Genomic DNA, 14,483 nt, shown 5'->3' with positions numbered 1-14,483 from the left:
GCCTGTCTCCGTTGAACCAAGTGTCATCGCAGACTTAAACCCGTCGAACTACCCGCGTGCCCGGGTGTGACCGCGTCTCATCACGATCGTCCTGCAAGCGCAGGCCGGACCGATACGAGCGACCGTCTCGCTGTCAAACGGAATGTCATCCCGACAATCAAAAGTTCTATTATAAGCTCCCGTGTAATATACGTCGATGTGGCCATTAGACTTATATACTATCGGTGGGCGCTCAGGGCTGGGGTCGGCCGTCTCGCTGTCCGGCGCGGATGGCACGATCGCAGCGTATCGATCGCTCGAGCCGTTCGTTCGGGTTGGAATCCAGTTCGTCGTCGCTGTGCTTGTCACGACGATCGTGCTCGGGTTGCTCCATAGGTACGGGAGCAAAGCGGTCCGGAAATCGCGACAGAGCCCCGTAATCTCGATCGGGATCGGAGGCCCAAGTCTGCTCGTCGTCAGCGGTCTCGCAGGGACGGGCTATCTCATTGTCGACACCAGTATCGGGGTGTTCTTCGGCATCCCGCTGGTCATTCTCGGAGCGACGGTCATTCCGGTGGTGCTTGCGATCGGACTCACCGCGATCGGCCGAACGATCGCCTCGCGGCTCGGAACTGACCGGCTGTGGGTTGGCATCGTCATCGGCTCGCTCGTAAGCGGGCTCGCCGGGCTGGCGCTCTCGGCGACCATCGGCGTTGCTGGCCTCGCCGGCGCGCTCGGGCTCGGCGCGAGCATTCGTGTGCTGTTCAGCGGTGCTGGGACGGCACGACCTGACGAGCGAACCGTCCCGCCCGCGAACAAAATATAGTCTAGTGAAGGCAGCACTGACGTACTTAATCTGACAAGAGTGATTCAGTCATAATCACGGATCTGCTCAATGACGAGGAGACGACCGAAGACATATGCGCCACCACCAAGCAAGGCGACGATCATCCCGTATGGCACCCATGGGTGAACGCCATAGAGCCAGCCGATCACGGATCGAGGCAACACGTGGATATACCGCCGCTCGTAGATCGATCGCTCGAAGTGGCCCGGTTCTTCAGGTGCCTCGAGCGTCGCCTCAACGGCTGCGCTGTCCTTCCCCGACACTACCACTGTCTCTCGCTCGAGGGTGACTCCCTCGCTCGACTCGAGGTAGACGACGATCGGCGTGAATCCAGTATTCGAGATTCGATATGTCGTCTCGGTAGTCCCACCGGGCTCAACAATCAGATCGCCGTCGGGCGCCGGCTGTGTGCTGACGAGTGTCATCGATTGCGCTCCTGCGGGAACAAGCATCGCCGCCGCCGCACCGACCATCATAACGAGTGTGAACGCGATAACTAGCTGATGGAAACTAAGATCCAGGTCGTCGATTCGTTCTCGCGTGTCAAGCGCCGACTGATCCCTGTCGCGGACGGTTTCGACGGCGTACCCGACGATCGAGATCATGAGGAGCGCAGTGGCGACGCCGTTGATGCCATCGAGCTGGATGCCAGTTATGTCCCACACCCATTGCTGTGCGGTAATCACAGCCGCATCCAGTTTGGCTGCTCCCGCTCCTAACGCTGGGATCGTGAGGACCGTCCCGCCGAGTTGCATGGCTCTCGCGACGATTCGATCCTCGGTGACGGGTGGATCACCTTGATCTTGATCGGTTACTGGGTTCGCATCGCCACGCGTTATGTAGCCGGCTGCGGTCTCGTTGACAACGCGATGGGTTACGAGTTCACCATCGGTCGCCTCATAGACGATGACATCACCCGGATTCGGGTCCTCTGTGACGGCAGCCGGAACAGCGACAAAGCCGTCGTTGGCGTCGATCGTTGGCTCCATACTGTCGCTAGTGACGTAGCCGAGCAGGATCGGCTGGCCGAGTAACTGGCCGATAGCGAGCGCCGCAACTACGACGATCAAGATGATCTTGAGCAGCCGTGTGGTAGTTCGGAGTATCATGGTGTGTCGGTCTACGAGAGCCGCCAGCCGCCGACGAGCGGCGGTCGGCGCGGCTCGCGGTGCTGGAGCAGGTATGCTTCGTTGAATCTAGGACGATATGTGACTAGAGCGATAGTTTGCAGCGATGTCGGCGTCGAATTCGTCGAACCTGATTATATCATCCTTCTCATTGAGGTCATCGTGGGTGTTGACGTAGCTGACGGCGTCGTCCTTGGTAGTAAACGCATGTGGATTTCCGGTCATCGCCCCGTATGAGGTGTCATAGTCGAGGACGAAGTACGCCTCGTGTGCGTTGATGAGATCAGTCCCGTCGCCGGCACGCTTGCCATCGCTGTCAACGTTGGTGAAGTCGACGACCCAAACCCCTTCGATGGGTTCATCGGGGCCGTCCTGTTCCACGGGATCGACGGCGTAGGCAACCAGACAGCCAGTGGAACAAAACTCCATCCGGTCGCCGTTCGCGTGGGTTAGTTGCGCGTGGGCAGAAACATAGCCTTTCGTGGGCATCTCACAGACGGCACAGTCTGCGTTGCCGAACGTGATTGGCGCGTCCTCGACTTCCAGAGTCCCGCTGGCCTCCGCCGTCGACTCGCCGTATTCGACCCCAGCCGACCAGTCGGTTCCGTCGAAGCGCAGTGGACCGTGCCGGCCGGTCTCGATGTTCTCCGTAGCCAGATCGTTATAGACGGTCGGGACATCGAATGTCGCTTCCGCTGGTTCGTCTTCGGGTACCGTAACGGTCTGTTCGTCGACAAGCTCGTCTTCCACATTGAGGGTCACGGTCGCCTTGCCGCTGTAGTCGCCGTCGGAGACAGTCGCCGTGGCGGTGAAGTGATTGTCCGAGCCGACGGTGACTTGTCCGGGCGCGCTGACAGAGAGATTCTCGCCACCTTTGGTAACCTCCTCTTCATCGCTCTCGTCTCCAGTTCCTCCGTTAGCGTCACCGGGCGAGGCAACGAACATTACAGTTCGATCCCCATCGTCGGCTTCAGCGTCAGGCAAGGCCTGTTGAAGGTCGTCGTGATCGGTCGTGTCGGCGCGAACAGTGATCGGCATGCTGTTGTCGCCCGAGACACCTTCGAGTGGGACACTGTTTTCCTTGCCAACGATTGAACTGCCGTCGTACCGATAATCGAGAACCGCGTCCGTATCGTCGCCGAGCCAGTCCTGGTCCTTGACGTGGACGTTGATCGCCTGCGTTTCCGTGTTCGTCACCCGAAGCAGGTCGTCGAATCGAATCCAACCGTGCTTGTGGAGGTCATCGAGGATCAACCTGATTGGATTGGTGTCCACGACGTACTCGCTTGCATCTCCCGCATAGTCGTCGTTTAGTTCGACGTGAAAGTGACCGTTTCCGGTCCCGATCGAAACGGTGTGGCCGACACCGGACGCACTGAACGCACTCGTGCCGAACAGCAGTCCGGCGCCACCAGTCGCCGACCCAAACAGGAACAGACGTCGTTTCATGCTAGATCCCCCCGTTCGATCGTCCGCAGTGTTCCGTCGGTCGAGCCTGGATCCCCCGTTGACTGTCGTTTGTCGCCATGCTGTGATTGAGCGGTTCAGCCCATGATGATTAACAATTTGTGGTGTATATCTCGAATGAGTGGACTTTATTGTGAAAATATCTGATTCCCCAAATGATTGTTCGACGATTGGACCACAACGATCATAACAGACGAAACGGCACACTTCAGAACGATGAACCTAACACGACGGCGGCTGTTCGCTGCACTTGCGGCCGGGTCATCGATTCCACTTCTCGTCGGGACCGGCAGCGTCTCCCGTGTCGGTGCCGGCCATACGGCCAGCATCGACACGTCTGAGAGCGAATCGTACCTCTCGCTTGAGGGTGCCGCCCTGGAGGAGCCGGTCGCCGAATCGGAGGCGACGGTGACGATAGATACCCAACTCGAGGACGTGACGGTGACGTCACTCGACGCCGACGCGTTCGCATTTGATCCGGCTCCGCCAATTTCGCTCGAGGAGCCAGTCTCCGTGGCGGTCACGCTCACTGACGCGGAACCTGGTGTCGTCACTGATACCGTCACGATCGGTCTCGAAGGGCCGAGCGTTCGCGCTGTCGTCGAACAGGACATTCACGTCGAGAGGCAACAGGAATAGATTCGTCACCGTCTCCTCCCGAAACAGTAGCCACCGACTCAAATTTCTAGCAGATCAAACTAGGAGGACTGACCTAGAGCCATGAGGACTGTTACACCTCTCGTTTCGAGAGGCGCTGGAGGAAGCGAGGGAACGCCGCTCGAGGAGTCAATGGATTGCTGACAGTGGGGACGTTTCGACCCAGTCACTAGCGACGGTTGGTTTAAATCGAAGAAATGCTTCGGTCAGGAACACTCGGAGGTGTTCTTCGTTGCCAGTTCACGTCTAGCAACACGAACGCGACGATTGAGTCCCCTGGCAGCAGAACGTAGCTACGACGCAAACCGACCCTCCCACTATCGCGGTGGGCTCTACAGTCGACACGCTCGTCGGCGAGCACTGTGAAAATGCGTCGTGAACTCGAGAGTCGTGGTCAACGTTGACGCGGCCGCACGTGCGAAGACGCTGCGACGTGCGAGGTATCCACCGTCGATGGTAGGTCAACTGTGCGGGTACCATCACAAGAGACGCAGGCACCCGCGTGCCGAACGGGACCGTGATTAGGCGTCTGCCGCAAGCACGTCGTCGTACTCGCCGCTGTCAACGCGCTCTTTGAACTCGCGAGCGTCGTTGCCCTCGATGGTGACGCCCATCGAGGCACAGGTGCCGACGACTTCCTTTGCGGCGTTGATCGTATCGTAGGCGAGCAGGTCGGGGTGTTTCTGCTCGGCGATCTTCTTGACCTGATCGACGGAGAGGTCAGCGACGAAGTCCTCCTGGGGCTCGCCGCTGCCGGTTTCGAAGCCGGCCTCGTCTTTGATCAGTGCCGCCGTCGGTGGGACACCGACGTCGATCTCGAAGGAGCCGTCGTCCTCGTAGTCGACGGTGACGGGGACTTCGGTTCCGTCGAACGCCTCGGTCTGATCGTTGATCTCCTGTACGACAGCCTGCACGTCGACGGGGGTCGGTCCGAGCTCGGGACCGAGCGGCGGGCCAGGGTTGGCCTGGCCACCCGGAACGAGCACTTCGATGGTTCCAGCCATACCCGTCACAACCCGTGCGCGAGTTTTAAGGGTTGCTAATTCAGCCAATCATCGTCTGTGACCGTCTGCCGCACCAGCTTAATTACTCGACGCTGTCGGCTCGCCACGTCGCGAACGACTCGAGGACATCACGCTCATCGAATCGCTCGATACAGGGGACGTCGTACGGATGCAGCTCCTGAACGCGTGCGATGAGGTCGTCGGAGGCGTCGTCAGTCGTCTTCGCCAGCAGGATCACTTCCTCGTCGCGTTGGATCTCGCCCTGCCAGCGGTACGTCGAGGTCGTCTCGACCTGGTTGACACAGGCGGCGAGTCGGTTCTCAACGATCGTTTCGGCGAGCGCGTCGGCCGCCTCGGGTGGGGCCGTGATGTAGACGGTCGGCATAGCAGGGGCTACGCTCGAGCCGGAGAAAAACGCACTGTCGTCGCGTGGCTATTGCCGTCGTGTGGGTTGTCGGCAGTTAGCTATCGGAATCGTCGACTGGGTTGAACGTGCCGTTGATGTCCCACTCGTGGAGGCAGTGTGGATTCCCAACCTGCTTCTCACCGTCTTCGCGGGCGAGTTGCCACGCTTCGAGGTCCTCGTCCCATACTTCGCTGCGGCCGCAGATTTCGCAAACTCGTGCGGTCGGTGTTCGTACCTGTGCGCTCATTACCCACCCGTGGGAACTCGACACATATAACAGTATTCGTGTGCGGTAAGCACAGAGCCGTCGCTTGCGGGTCGGTAGTCGCACCAGAAATCAAAGTCCATGCGATCACGCAGGTCGGAAGACGTTACGCAACGCATCTCCGCTCAGACAACCGAGTGCCCAGCAGTTCAGTAAACGGCGTCTCTGATCTCGTCGCGCAGCGTCTCGAACTGGTCTAAGTACTCACGACGTTCGGCACGCAGGTCCGAAAGCGCCTCATCGTAGTCGTCGACGTGGTCTGGCACGTAGAACTCCTCGATGTCGATGCCCGGGACGTGTTCGGGGATCGTCAGTCCCATCTCCTCGTCGTCGGTCCACTCGATCGTCCCACGAGCGGCCTCGGTGAGGATCGTCACGGACTCAGTAACGCCGATGTCTTGGGACTTCTGGCCAAGATAGCCCGTGTTGATCACGTAACAGTCGACGTCGAGGATATCGATGAGTTCGTGGAAGATGTTGCCTTCCTCGCCCTCTGGACCGATAATGAAGGGGTTCGTCCCGACGACGCGGATCGACTCGCCGGCGCGCGAGGGGTCGCCTGCGCTTGTCTCGATCGACTCGCCGAGCATGAACGCGACGGCGGCCTGCTCCTCGTTTAGTTTGGCGACCGGCGGCATCAGGGGGTTGCGCGTAATAAAGAAGACCTGATCCATCCGGCCGAGGTCGATCTCCTCGTCGGCGCTCTCGAGTTCGTCACGCTGGATGATCGCCCGGGAGTTCGAGGTATAGCGGTCCTCGTCGAAGTGGACGGTGCCGTCGTCGTCGACGGCGACGTTCTCGAGAATGGCCGACTCGTCGGTTGCAGCCTCGTAGAGTTCGGGCTGTTCGTCTTCGCCGAGGCCGATCGTCTTGATGAACAGTCCCTGGCCCTCGCTGCCCGCGACGGAGCCGTCCGAGAGCAGTCCACAGACGTCGTCTTGGAGCATGGACGCGTCTTCGGGGTCTTCGAGCCAGCAGCCGTGGGAGGTTAGCGTAGACTTGCCGGTCGCGGACAGACCCATGAAAACCTGCCCGACGGTCTGGAGGTCACCCTCGTCATTGCGAACGCGGACGCGTTTGCTGCCCGCGTGGAGGCCGAGGCCGCCCTGCTGTTTGATCCGGTACATGAACAGCCGCAGGAACGACTTCTTAGCTTCACCGGTGTAGTCGCTGCCCAGCACGGCGGTAAAGCCGGTGTCGGGCAGGACGCGAATCGCAGTCTCGTCGTAGTCGGGTAGCTGGACGGTGTAGAGGTCGGGGTCTTCCCCGTCGGCAGGCTCGAAGAGATTCGCCCACGCGTAGGCGATCCGAGCGTGTTCGACGGGAACGAACAGGCGACAGCAGAACGAGGCGTCCGGATGGCGGCCCATCAGCCGGTCGACACAGACCAGTTCGACGTCGGAAGCCAGATCGACGGCATCGTCGATCAGTTCCTGATCGTGATCGGTGAAGTCGTCATCGACGGCGTTTTTCGTCCGATCGGAACTCCGTGAGCGAAACTCGCTGACGTACGACGGCGACCCGAACTCGGTCGTCGTCTCGTCGGGTTTGGCAAGTTCGCGCAGCTCCTCAAGCGACGGGTTGTACCGGACGTTCGACGCTGCCGCTGGATCGGGAAGTTGCCGGACCAGCGGACGAGACTCCGTCCCGGTTTCAGACATACACATAAACCACCACCAGCCTGATAGATAAACGTGAGGATTTCGCTCTTTGTGTGGCATGGCGTACCCAGTGACGAGGTGACGTACGGTGCGTAGACCTTGAGTAGCCGGCAATACTCGGATTGACACGCCACTGCGATACAGCCGCCATGACACCTCCCCACAAGTATTCAGATACGAGATAATTCTGGTCGACACACCGTCGGATTTCTGAATAGCGTGCTATTCGATAGCTGTCTATGACCGTCCGCTCACGCCTCGACATCTCTCGCCGTCAGCGATTATGCCTCGCGTCTCCTCCGTGCCGTCCGGCCGCATTGCATCTGGGATCTCGATCGACCGTGAGAGACGAGCGATGTGTAAGCCGTGTTGTCCGATAGTATGAAGAGGCCAAAGCCGAACTCGATTATCCGCGAATCGGATCGATGTTTCGCATTTCGGCCCCACACCGTCGGCAGGTACTGAGAAGCGCATCACCGACAGTCTCTTGATGGCTACACCGAACGCAGACGTACTCGCGCTCTCCCTTTTGTGTCATACAATAACGTCCCACACAATATCTATTAACTCTTACTGTGGTAAATCACTGCTGGAGGCGACGATTGAGCTGCCGAGTGCGATCAGTGCCGTAGCCGCCAGTCAACGATCGGGGTTCGGATCGAAGTTCAGAGCAGACACCCAAGTACTGTGGCTCGCCGATCGCACCGGCCGTGATGACAGCCATCGAGCCACGCCAGTCTGCGAATACGTCGACTTCAGTTCACGCCTGTGACTTCGACCGGTGCCCGAGTCGCTCCTGTCGGCATCGCCAACAAGCTGCGCGAAAACGCTCTCAACAACATATGTTGTCATTAAGTACCATAATATTGTAATAGCCCTTAACAGGGTGAGTTTATATGAAGGTTCCTGATAGACTATCGTACGAATGGCAACTAACACGACCACAGATTGGAGCGATCCAGTCGCCTGTCCGTTCTGCGGAGCCGAGCTCACATCGCCCGGTGCTGGGTTCGTCGATCACATCGACGATAACGCCGACTGTGAGGAGGGATTTGAACACTGGCGAGCGAACATCGCCGGTGACCTCGCGGGCGAGTGGACCGGATAACGGGTCCACTCTGTCTGCCGAACTCGACGGCCTACTGTCCCGATGTCCCGGTAGGCCCGCAGGACGGTCGCGGATGTACCGGCCCCTGCTGTGCTGACAGGTGTCCGTCTCAGTCGAAATCGGGCAGGTCTTCGGGTGGCTCGTACTCGGCTTCCCAGTCGACGTACTCCTCTTTGAGAGTCACCGAGACGATCTGCCCGAACTCCGTCAGTTCGGCATTGATCGCCGAGACCGTCCCCCAGGTGTCGAGGTCGGGGTGATATTCCCGTGCTTGCCAGTCCTCGGGAATCCCCGGTGCGTGATAGCCGACGCGGTCGGCGAAGTCGTCCCAGAAGAAATCGAACCCGCCGAAAAGCTCGAGCTCGCGGGCGATTTCGTACTCACGCTCCGTGAGATCGGTGTCCGCGCGCCACTCGTCGAACGCTTCGGTCCACGCTCCCTCCTCGAGAAACGCCTGTAGTTCCTCGCGACGGTAGTCGATCTCGTCGGTCCCGTCGGCGCTAATCGTCGCGTCCTCGTACTCGTTCGGATCGACGAACTCCAGCGTCGGTGGCTCGGGGGGTTCGACCTCGAGTGTCATACGCGGCCGTAGGTCGGGTCATCGGATAAGAATTCCCACCGGTCGTAACGGCAGGCCGAGTTAGGTGTGCTGTCCCGCCGTGTCCTGTCGGCGGCCGTCTCTCAACCAAACACTCAATCGCCAGCCACTCCTACTGTCGAGCAATGACAGCATACGAGGCGGTGGTCCTCGATGTCGACGGAACGATCGTCCGGGGCGAGGAGTTACTCCCCAGTGTGATCGACGGCCTGCGCGCACTCGAGGCGGCGGGCTGCTCGCGACTACTGTTCTCGAACAATCCAACGCGTGGGCCCGCCCACTACCGGGAGAAACTCATCCCTCACGGGATCGACATCGATCCGGAGGCTGTCCTCACCTCCGCGACCGTCTCGGCGGAGTATCTTGCAGCAACCCACCCCGACGAACGCGTCTTTCTCGTCGGCGACGGACGACTCGAGTCGATCCTCGAGGACGCAGCCGTCGAGCTGACGAGCGATCCCGACGCGGCTGAGGTCGTCTTGGGATCGTTCGACAGGGAGTTCTCGTTTGAAACGCTCTGGAAGTCGCTACGAGCGCTCGAGGGGGCTATTCCCTTTTATGGTACCGATCCCGACGTGACGATCCCGATCGACGAGGGCGAAATTCCGGGGACGGGGGCGATCCTTGCTGCGATGGAGGCCGTCGCTGGCCGCGAGCCGGATGCGATTCTTGGGAAGCCGTCCTCGATCGCGGCCACAGCGGCGATAGACAGGCTGGACGCCGATCCCGCGAACACGCTCGTCGTCGGGGACCGGCTCAACACCGATATCGCACTTGGGAATCGGGCTGGCATGGAGACGGCCCTCGTACTCACCGGCGTCACCGACCGGGCGGCGCTCGCCGGTTCGTCGATCGAACCTGACCACGTCCTCGAGTCGCTTGCCGCAGTCGAGACGCTCCTGTAGGCCTCTCTTCCGAACTGCTCGTTGACCCAGTTACCTCGACAGTGCGCGCACTCGAGAGATATATTTATCACCGACAGTCACAACGTACGACACATGAGAGAACGTCTCAGCGAAGTGTTGCTGCGTGCGCGATACGCGGCGATCGGTGCAGCGATCGGTGCGGCGATCGGCAGCGTCTTCAGCCGGAACGCCGCGAGTACTGGCGGTGCGATCGGCGGCCTCGTCGGCGCAACCGCTGCCGACACCCGTGGAACCATCGAGGACCTGCTCGAGACCGTCGAGGAGTACGATCCGCGGTCTAAAACGGCCGACACGGAGTAACGGTCGATCGCGCGGTTACTCGAGCGATTTCGCTCGATTGTGGAATTCGCCACCACACTCACATGTCCCCGGATTAGTCGTGGCTTTGACGACAGTCCCACACTGGAGGCATTCGTATGTCGACGCGGAGTCCGGATCGTTCGCACCTTCGACGTCTTGGTCGTGAGGCATACAGGAAAGTTGTACGCCCATTTTCATAAGTGTGGTTCCCGTCCCACGCCACGACCGAGACTGGCTCCATCACTGATACGGTTTGCTGTCCCGGTGTCCCGGCGCACCCGCATGACGGGTCACGGGTGCGCCGGCACTGACTGACAGGAGTCCGTATGCCTCCCGGTGCGTCCACGCGGCGGGTTGTGGGGACGCCGGCACTGCCAGCGATCGATTGATAACAGTCCGTTTGACAGTCACTGATCGGTTCAACTCCGTGTCCGATACTGGTAAAAGTCGCCGCCGAGTTGAGCCTGTAATGAGCGATGCAGGCGAGGCCGACGTGCCGGAGCCGCCAGCACCACCCGATGGCGACAGCGGCTCCGTCGAAGTCCTCGGGACAGCACACGTCTCGCAAGCGAGTGTCGACGAAGTGCGCGAAACAATCGACCGGGAAGACCCCGATGTCGTCGCCGTCGAACTCGACGAAGGACGGTACCGCCAGATGCAAGGCGGCACGCCGGACGACATCGAAGCCAAAGACCTCCTGTCGGGCAACACCGTCTTCCAATTTCTGGCCTACTGGATGCTGTCATACGTCCAGTCGCGGCTGGGCGATCAGTTCGACATCGAGCCCGGAGCCGACATGCGAGCCGGCATCGAAGCCGCCGAGGCAAACGGCAGCGGCGTCGCACTGGTCGACCGCGACATTCAGGTAACGATCCAGCGGTTCTGGAGCCGGCTGTCCGGTGTCGAGAAGCTGAAGATGGTCGGCGGGCTCGCACTCGGAATCACCGAACCGCGAACGCTCGGGCTCACGTTCGGTGCCGTTGGCGGTGCGCTCGCTGGATTCGTCATCGGCGCGTTTCTCGCCCCACTACTTGGCATCGGTGACCTGCTATTGGTCGGCTTGTCCGATCCCACACTGCTGCAGTATGCCGGCGGCGGCGCGGTCGGCGCGCTCATCGGTGCGTTCGTCGGCCTTGCAGCGCTTCCCTCTCTCGAGTCCGCAGGCCGGTACGCCGGCGGCTATCTCTCGGGATTCTCGATACGGATTCTCGCCGGGGTCGCCCTCGGCATCGCTGGCGGGCTCGCGCTGGTCGTCACCGGCACGTTCGTCGGGCCGTTCTCGGCTGCGACCCTCGAGAGCGTCGGTCTCTACGCGATCCGCGGTACGACCGGAACCCTCGCCGGACTCGGTGTCGGCGTGACGATCGGGATCCTGCTCGGACTCGCCCTCGACGCAGTAAGCGGTGACGTCGACGACATCGACGAAATCGCCATCGAGGAGATGACCGACGGCAATGTCGTCGACGCGATGATGGAGGAGTTTCGTCAGTTTAGCCCGGGTGGCGCAAACGCTCTGATCGACGAACGCGACGCCTACATCGCACACAACCTCCACGATCTGCGCGAGCAGGGCTACGATGTCCTCGCCGTCGTCGGTGCTGGCCACAAAGCCGGCATCGAACACTACCTGCGAAATCCCGCGGCGTTGCCGGCGATCGAGTCGATCTCGGGCACCGCCTCGAGCCGCCGGTTCTCGCCGCTGAAGATCGGCGGCTATCTGATCATGGTAGGCTTTCTGGCCTTCTTCTTCCTGCTGATCATGGCGGGAGTCAGGAACACGTTCCTGCTGAAACTGTTTGTCGCCTGGTTCCTGTTCAACGGGGTCTTTGCTTTCGGGCTGGCGCGGCTGGCCGGCGCGCGCTGGACCAGCGCGGGCGTCGGTGGTGCGATCGCGTGGCTGACGAGCATCAACCCGCTGCTCGCGCCGGGCTGGTTCGCCGGCTACGTCGAACTCAGACACCGACCGGTCAACGTTCGGGACATCCAGACGTTAAACGAGATCGTCGACGACACCGAACGTCCGATCGACGAGGCCCTCTCAGCGATGTTCGACGTCCCGCTGTTTCGGTTGATCATGATCGTCGCGCTGACGAACATCGGGAGCATGATCGCGACGTTCTTGTTCCCGTTCGTGGTGTTGCCGTGGCTGGCACCCGAGATCGGCGGCGTCGACGCATTGATGGGCCAGCTCCTCCAAGGGGCGAGAAACAGCCTCGAGCTACTGCGAGGATTCCTCTAATGAGCCATCGGACGACTCACACCCAAGAGCACGACCTCACGTTCAGCGACAGGGAGCTACGGGATCTCGCCGTGGCCTGGATCGCGCTCAGCGTGGCGTTTGCGCTGATCCGCGCGCCGTTTCACCGCGGGCTCGCCAGTGTCGAGGACTTTACCATCTCGGTCGGGATCAGCTTCGTGACCGTCGGTGTCGGCTTCCTGCTGCACGAGCTCGCACACAAGGTCGTCGCGATCGAACACGGCCAGATCGCCGAGTTCCGCGCGGACTACCAGATGCTCTTTCTGGCGTTGCTCGGTGCAGTCGTCGGATTCCTCTTTGCCGCACCTGGGGCCGTCTACCACCGGGGACAGATCACGACACGGGAGAACGGGCTGATCGCGGTCGCCGGCCCGGTGACGAATCTCCTGCTCGCCGCCCTCTTCGTCCCGCTGCTGATGTTCGCCGCGACGCCCGGCTTCCTGCCGGCCCTGCTCACGGCGATCGGGCAGATGGGGGTCGGGATCAACCTCTTTCTGGCCGCGTTCAACATGATCCCCTTCGGCCCGCTGGATGGGAAATCCGTCCTCAAGTGGCACAAGGGTGTCTTCGCACTGGTGTTTGTCCCGAGCGTCCTGCTTGCGGGCTACGTTCTCTTCTTCGTCGGGCTCTTCTGAGCCCTACAAGCGGTCGTCACCGACCGCAGTGGCTCCGCCGGACCGGTGACCTTTTGCTCGCCCCGAGAGGTCCTTCGAGTATGACCGACACGGACGACGTGGACCGACTTACCTACGCCGAGACCGGCGTCGACATCGAGGCAAGCGAAGACGCGACTGCGGCACTGCTCGAGGCCTTCGGCAGCGATCTAACCACCGAGTATGCCGGTCTGATCGACATCGGCGACCGGTATCTGGCGCTGGCGACCGACGGCGTCGGCACGAAGCTCATGGTCGCGGAAGCGATCGAGGACTTCTCGACGATCGGCATCGACTGCATCGCGATGAACGTCAACGACCTCGTCGCGGCGGGCGTCGAACCCGTCGCGTTCGTCGACTATCTCGCGATCGACGACCCCGACGACGACCTCACCAACGAGATCGGCGAAGGGCTCGCTGTCGGCCTGGAAGAATCCGGCATGACCCTGCTCGGTGGCGAGACGGCCGTCATGCCCGATGTCATCAACGGCTTCGACCTTGCGGGGACCTGTGCCGGCCTCGCCGGCAAAGACGAAATCTTCGCGGGCGAGGCCGAAGTGGGCGACGCGCTCGTCGGCTTCCCCTCGAACGGCATCCACTCGAACGGACTAACCCTAGCCCGCGAAGCAGTGACTCGCAACCACGAGTACACTGACACGTTCCCGCTGGACCCCGAGCGAACGATCGGCGAGGAACTGCTGCGACCGACTCGGATTTATACTGAGTTGCTCGAGCCGATGCGCGAGTACGGCGTCCGCGCGGCAGCCCACGTCACGGGCGGTGGCTGGACGAACCTGCTGCGAATGGGCGACCACGAGTATGTAATCGACGACCCGCTACCTGCGCAGCCGATCTTCGAGTTCATCCAGGAGGAAGGCAACGTCACCGATACGGAGATGCACCGGACGTTCAACATGGGGACCGGCTTCGTCGTCGCGCTTCCCGAGGATCGCGCCGCCGAACTCGTCGCTGAAACCGACGGGCAGCGTATTGGCCACGTTGCAGACGGCGACTCAGTCGAGATTCGCGGCCTCTCGCTGTCCTGATACGGACTCCTGTCAGCGGGGTCCGGTGCACCTGGTACCCGCGACCGCCCTGCGGGCCACCGTGGAACTCGGGACAGCAGGCCGTATGAGCCCTTTCGAAACGACTGGAATCCCGCGCGAACGCATGTGACCGACCGCAGGCTCCGAGCTCGAGACCGTGATGGGACTCGAGATAGCGGGGA

General features: G+C 61.2%; 18 protein-coding genes. 8 read left to right on the top strand and 10 right to left on the bottom strand.

The window, feature by feature from the left end; genetic code table 11:
* Positions 1 to 196: 196 nt before the first annotated feature.
* On the top strand, positions 197 to 805 hold the full coding sequence (locus tag C476_RS04810; RefSeq protein ID WP_008010404.1) for a hypothetical protein: 609 nt from the start codon (positions 197 to 199) through the stop codon (positions 803 to 805).
* 44 nt (positions 806 to 849) lie between these two features.
* On the opposite strand, the gene C476_RS04805 is transcribed toward C476_RS04810, so the two are convergent.
* Positions 850 to 1,935 (bottom strand): signal peptidase I, encoded by a 1,086-nt coding sequence (locus C476_RS04805; protein ID WP_008010403.1) that lies wholly within the window; start codon positions 1,933 to 1,935, stop codon positions 850 to 852.
* An 87-nt stretch (positions 1,936 to 2,022) separates the two neighbouring features.
* Positions 2,023 to 3,402 (bottom strand): nitrous oxide reductase accessory protein NosL, encoded by a 1,380-nt coding sequence (locus C476_RS04800; protein WP_008010401.1) that lies wholly within the window; start codon positions 3,400 to 3,402, stop codon positions 2,023 to 2,025.
* A gap of 234 nt (positions 3,403 to 3,636) precedes the next feature.
* Between C476_RS04800 and C476_RS04795 the strand changes: the two genes are divergently transcribed.
* On the top strand, positions 3,637 to 4,059 hold the full coding sequence (locus tag C476_RS04795) for a hypothetical protein (protein WP_008010398.1): 423 nt from the start codon (positions 3,637 to 3,639) through the stop codon (positions 4,057 to 4,059).
* 539 nt (positions 4,060 to 4,598) lie between these two features.
* Here C476_RS04795 and C476_RS04790 read toward each other — a convergent pair.
* The 6 genes from C476_RS04790 to C476_RS18670 all read right to left on the bottom strand — a co-directional run bounded on the left by C476_RS04790 (position 4,599) and on the right by C476_RS18670 (position 8,137).
* Positions 4,599 to 5,081 (bottom strand): 50S ribosomal protein L11, encoded by a 483-nt coding sequence (locus C476_RS04790; RefSeq protein WP_008010397.1) that lies wholly within the window; start codon positions 5,079 to 5,081, stop codon positions 4,599 to 4,601.
* A gap of 82 nt (positions 5,082 to 5,163) precedes the next feature.
* Positions 5,164 to 5,466: a divalent-cation tolerance protein CutA gene (gene cutA / locus C476_RS04785; RefSeq protein WP_008010396.1), complete on the bottom strand. Its 303-nt coding sequence runs from the start codon at positions 5,464 to 5,466 to the stop codon at positions 5,164 to 5,166.
* 76 nt (positions 5,467 to 5,542) lie between these two features.
* Positions 5,543 to 5,734, bottom strand: coding sequence for an HEWD family protein (locus C476_RS04780; protein WP_008010395.1), 192 nt, complete (start codon positions 5,732 to 5,734; stop codon positions 5,543 to 5,545).
* A 167-nt stretch (positions 5,735 to 5,901) separates the two neighbouring features.
* Complete coding sequence (locus C476_RS04775; protein WP_049911594.1) at positions 5,902 to 7,413, bottom strand: phosphoenolpyruvate carboxykinase (ATP); 1,512 nt, start codon at positions 7,411 to 7,413, stop codon at positions 5,902 to 5,904.
* Positions 7,414 to 7,819: 406 nt separating this feature from the next.
* On the bottom strand, positions 7,820 to 7,951 hold the full coding sequence (locus C476_RS18285) for a rubrerythrin-like domain-containing protein (RefSeq protein ID WP_152418175.1): 132 nt from the start codon (positions 7,949 to 7,951) through the stop codon (positions 7,820 to 7,822).
* Between the two features lie 45 nt (positions 7,952 to 7,996).
* Positions 7,997 to 8,137: a hypothetical protein gene (locus C476_RS18670; RefSeq protein WP_160162890.1), complete on the bottom strand. Its 141-nt coding sequence runs from the start codon at positions 8,135 to 8,137 to the stop codon at positions 7,997 to 7,999.
* A gap of 201 nt (positions 8,138 to 8,338) precedes the next feature.
* Between C476_RS18670 and C476_RS04770 the strand changes: the two genes are divergently transcribed.
* Positions 8,339 to 8,521 carry a DUF7501 family protein gene (locus C476_RS04770; protein ID WP_008010393.1) on the top strand — a complete coding sequence of 61 codons (183 nt, stop codon included), beginning with the start codon at positions 8,339 to 8,341 and terminating at the stop codon, positions 8,519 to 8,521.
* A gap of 109 nt (positions 8,522 to 8,630) precedes the next feature.
* Here C476_RS04770 and C476_RS04765 read toward each other — a convergent pair whose 3' ends face one another.
* Complete coding sequence (locus tag C476_RS04765; RefSeq protein WP_008010392.1) at positions 8,631 to 9,101, bottom strand: hypothetical protein; 471 nt, start codon at positions 9,099 to 9,101, stop codon at positions 8,631 to 8,633.
* 143 nt (positions 9,102 to 9,244) lie between these two features.
* On the opposite strand from C476_RS04765, the gene C476_RS04760 reads away from it, so the two are divergent.
* Both C476_RS04760 and C476_RS04755 read left to right on the top strand, forming a co-directional pair.
* Positions 9,245 to 10,024 (top strand): HAD-IIA family hydrolase, encoded by a 780-nt coding sequence (locus C476_RS04760; protein ID WP_008010391.1) that lies wholly within the window; start codon positions 9,245 to 9,247, stop codon positions 10,022 to 10,024.
* Positions 10,025 to 10,117: 93 nt separating this feature from the next.
* Complete coding sequence (locus C476_RS04755) at positions 10,118 to 10,345, top strand: glycine zipper 2TM domain-containing protein (RefSeq protein WP_008010388.1); 228 nt, start codon at positions 10,118 to 10,120, stop codon at positions 10,343 to 10,345.
* A gap of 15 nt (positions 10,346 to 10,360) precedes the next feature.
* Here the strand turns inward: C476_RS04755 and C476_RS18280 are convergent, their stop codons facing one another.
* Positions 10,361 to 10,516: a rubrerythrin-like domain-containing protein gene (locus C476_RS18280; RefSeq protein WP_008010385.1), complete on the bottom strand. Its 156-nt coding sequence runs from the start codon at positions 10,514 to 10,516 to the stop codon at positions 10,361 to 10,363.
* A 298-nt stretch (positions 10,517 to 10,814) separates the two neighbouring features.
* On the opposite strand from C476_RS18280, the gene C476_RS04750 reads away from it, so the two are divergent.
* From C476_RS04750 to purM, 3 genes are all read left to right on the top strand, one after another.
* Complete coding sequence (locus C476_RS04750; RefSeq protein ID WP_008010384.1) at positions 10,815 to 12,584, top strand: TraB/GumN family protein; 1,770 nt, start codon at positions 10,815 to 10,817, stop codon at positions 12,582 to 12,584.
* Positions 12,584 to 13,237 (top strand): zinc metalloprotease, encoded by a 654-nt coding sequence (locus C476_RS04745; protein ID WP_008010381.1) that lies wholly within the window; start codon positions 12,584 to 12,586, stop codon positions 13,235 to 13,237. Before C476_RS04750 ends, C476_RS04745 begins: the two co-directional genes overlap by 1 nt.
* Positions 13,238 to 13,317: 80 nt before the next feature.
* Positions 13,318 to 14,301, top strand: coding sequence for a phosphoribosylformylglycinamidine cyclo-ligase (gene purM / locus C476_RS04740; protein ID WP_008010379.1), 984 nt, complete (start codon positions 13,318 to 13,320; stop codon positions 14,299 to 14,301).
* The last annotated feature ends 182 nt before the right edge of the window (positions 14,302 to 14,483 follow it).

The sequence above is a fragment of the Natrinema limicola JCM 13563 genome, from assembly GCF_000337475.1.
GTDB lineage: Archaea > Halobacteriota > Halobacteria > Halobacteriales > Natrialbaceae > Natrinema > Natrinema limicola.
The sequence above is the reverse complement of the archived record's forward strand: the minus strand, read 5'-3'. Positions and strand labels throughout refer to the sequence as shown.

What these genes read in the sequence shown, in the direction of transcription:
- C476_RS04810 (WP_008010404.1), top strand. Translation starts at nt 197, where the DNA reads ATGTGGCCATTAGACTTATATACTATCGGTGGGCGCTCAGGGCTGGGG.
- C476_RS04805 (WP_008010403.1), bottom strand. Translation starts at nt 1,935, where the DNA reads ATGATACTCCGAACTACCACACGGCTGCTCAAGATCATCTTGATCGTC.
- C476_RS04800 (WP_008010401.1), bottom strand. Translation starts at nt 3,402, where the DNA reads ATGAAACGACGTCTGTTCCTGTTTGGGTCGGCGACTGGTGGCGCCGGA.
- C476_RS04795 (WP_008010398.1), top strand. Translation starts at nt 3,637, where the DNA reads ATGAACCTAACACGACGGCGGCTGTTCGCTGCACTTGCGGCCGGGTCA.
- C476_RS04790 (WP_008010397.1), bottom strand. Translation starts at nt 5,081, where the DNA reads ATGGCTGGAACCATCGAAGTGCTCGTTCCGGGTGGCCAGGCCAACCCT.
- cutA (WP_008010396.1), bottom strand. Translation starts at nt 5,466, where the DNA reads ATGCCGACCGTCTACATCACGGCCCCACCCGAGGCGGCCGACGCGCTC.
- C476_RS04780 (WP_008010395.1), bottom strand. Translation starts at nt 5,734, where the DNA reads ATGAGCGCACAGGTACGAACACCGACCGCACGAGTTTGCGAAATCTGC.
- C476_RS04775 (WP_049911594.1), bottom strand. Translation starts at nt 7,413, where the DNA reads ATGTCTGAAACCGGGACGGAGTCTCGTCCGCTGGTCCGGCAACTTCCC.
- C476_RS18285 (WP_152418175.1), bottom strand. Translation starts at nt 7,951, where the DNA reads ATGACACAAAAGGGAGAGCGCGAGTACGTCTGCGTTCGGTGTAGCCAT.
- C476_RS18670 (WP_160162890.1), bottom strand. Translation starts at nt 8,137, where the DNA reads ATGGCTGTCATCACGGCCGGTGCGATCGGCGAGCCACAGTACTTGGGT.
- C476_RS04770 (WP_008010393.1), top strand. Translation starts at nt 8,339, where the DNA reads ATGGCAACTAACACGACCACAGATTGGAGCGATCCAGTCGCCTGTCCG.
- C476_RS04765 (WP_008010392.1), bottom strand. Translation starts at nt 9,101, where the DNA reads ATGACACTCGAGGTCGAACCCCCCGAGCCACCGACGCTGGAGTTCGTC.
- C476_RS04760 (WP_008010391.1), top strand. Translation starts at nt 9,245, where the DNA reads ATGACAGCATACGAGGCGGTGGTCCTCGATGTCGACGGAACGATCGTC.
- C476_RS04755 (WP_008010388.1), top strand. Translation starts at nt 10,118, where the DNA reads ATGAGAGAACGTCTCAGCGAAGTGTTGCTGCGTGCGCGATACGCGGCG.
- C476_RS18280 (WP_008010385.1), bottom strand. Translation starts at nt 10,516, where the DNA reads ATGCCTCACGACCAAGACGTCGAAGGTGCGAACGATCCGGACTCCGCG.
- C476_RS04750 (WP_008010384.1), top strand. Translation starts at nt 10,815, where the DNA reads ATGAGCGATGCAGGCGAGGCCGACGTGCCGGAGCCGCCAGCACCACCC.
- C476_RS04745 (WP_008010381.1), top strand. Translation starts at nt 12,584, where the DNA reads ATGAGCCATCGGACGACTCACACCCAAGAGCACGACCTCACGTTCAGC.
- purM (WP_008010379.1), top strand. Translation starts at nt 13,318, where the DNA reads ATGACCGACACGGACGACGTGGACCGACTTACCTACGCCGAGACCGGC.